Source organism: Micromonospora sp. ATA51, assembly GCF_016802855.1.
In the GTDB taxonomy this organism is placed as follows: Bacteria; Actinomycetota; Actinomycetes; order Mycobacteriales; family Micromonosporaceae; genus Micromonospora; species Micromonospora sicca.
The window spans coordinates 1-1,683 of record NZ_JAEVHJ010000625.1; the positions used below are offsets into that span (position 1 = coordinate 1).

The window sequence follows — 1,683 nt, forward strand, 5'->3', positions numbered from 1 at the left end:
GCGACTGCGGGCCCCGGCCGTGCAGGTTGACCGCCACCTCGGGCGGCGGCGCCGGCCGGGCCGGTGGGCCCAGCCCGTCGGTGGGCAGCACCCGGTCGATCCCGCCGACCAGGTCGGCGAGCGGCGCCAGCCAGGCCGGGGCGGCCAGCACCAGCTCCCGGTCGGGGAATCCGGCCCGCAGCCCGCGCAGCGCCGGGACGGCGGCCGCCAGGTCGCCGACCCCGAGCGCCCGGAGCACCAGGATCACGGGTACGACGACTCCTGCTCGGCGCAGACCACCATCTCCCGTACCGCGCATCCGGGCGGTTGGGAGAGCGCGAACATGACCGCGGCGGCGGTGTCGGCCGGCTCGTTGAGCGCGGCGTCCGGGCCGGGCCGGTACTGCGCGTCCCGCTCGTCGAAGAACGCCGTGCGCATGCCGCCGGGGATCAGCAGGGTGACTCCGACCGACCCGGCGAGTTCCGCCGCCAGGGCCCGGGTGAAGCCCACCACCCCGAACTTCGCGGCACAGTACGCGGTCGCGTCGCTGACCGCCTTCACCCCCAGGGTGGAGGCGACGGTGACGATGCTGCCGCGGGAGGCCTCCAGGAACGGCAGCGCGGCGCGGATCACCGCCGCGGTGGCGAGCAGGTCCACCGCCACGATCCGTTCCCAGGTCTCGCCGGGCACGTCGGCCAGCTTGCCCGGGACGTCCATGCCGGCCGCGGTGACCACGGCGTCCAAGCCGCCGGAGCGCTCGGCCAGCTCGCGGGTCGCCGCCTCGGCGGCCCGGGTGTCGGCCAGGTCGCACTCGACCCAGGGCACCCCGTCCCCGGGCCGCTGCCGGTCCAGCACCAGGGGCCGACCGCCGGCCCGGGCGACCGCGGTGACCACGGCGGCGCCGAGACCGCTGGCGCCGCCGGTGACCAGGACGGTGGGGCCCGCCCCGGGGGAACTGCCGCTCATCGTGCTCCCTCCGCCGTCGACCGGACGGCCGTCCCGTCGGGCCGGGCCACGGTCGACCCGCCGGGTGTCCCTCGGCGACCGGCGCGGGCCGCGGCGATCATGTCGGTGGTGGACCGGCCGTCCAGGTACGGCACCACCACGGTCTGCCCACCCCAGCGCCGCAGGATCTCCGCCTCCGGCAGGCTCTCCTCGCCACCGCCGGTCGCGTAGTCGCCGCCCTTCACCCAGACGTCCGGGCGGAGCCAGGACAGGGCCGCGTGCGGGGTCGGTTCGTCGAAGATCAGCACGGCGTCGACACAGCTCAACGCGGCGAGCAGCCGGCTGCGGTCGCCCTGCGGCACCACCGGACGGTCGGGCCCCTTCAGGCCGGCGACACTGCGGTCGGAGTTGAGGCAGACCACCAGGCAGTCACCGAGCTGGCGGGCCGCCTCGAGGGTGGCCACGTGCCCGGCGTGGAGCAGGTCGAAGCAGCCCCCGGTGGCCACCACCGTGCCGCCGGCCGCGCGTACCTCGGCGATCACCGCGCCGGCCGCGGCCGGACCGATCCGGTCCCCGCCGCCGCCCGCCACGGCCCGACCGGCGTCGAGCTGGCGGAGCATGTTGACGCGCCAACCACTACGTCCGGTCAGCCCGACCGGAGAGGGTCGCTAGCAAGGTAGGACGACCGACATGAGCACACGATGAAGTCCCTGAAATGACCAGGCTTCAAGTGCAGGAGTGAGGTCGCTGCGGGTGCTG

Annotated in this window: 1 protein-coding gene and 2 pseudogenes; all 3 read right to left on the reverse strand. The window is 76.1% G+C overall.

Annotated features, from left to right (window positions below; genetic code table 11):
- Positions 1-247 (reverse strand): annotated as a pseudogene (locus tag JNW87_RS38450) (glycosyltransferase family 9 protein); the annotation flags it as partial.
- Entirely contained in the window at positions 244-945 is a 702-nt protein-coding gene (locus JNW87_RS38455) for an SDR family oxidoreductase (protein WP_109804657.1), read from the reverse strand. The gene JNW87_RS38455 and the pseudogene JNW87_RS38450, both read right to left, overlap by 4 nt.
- Positions 942-1,514 (reverse strand): annotated as a pseudogene (locus tag JNW87_RS38460) (adenylyltransferase/cytidyltransferase family protein); the annotation flags it as partial. The gene JNW87_RS38455 and the pseudogene JNW87_RS38460, both read right to left, overlap by 4 nt.
- Positions 1,515-1,683: the final 169 nt, after the last annotated feature.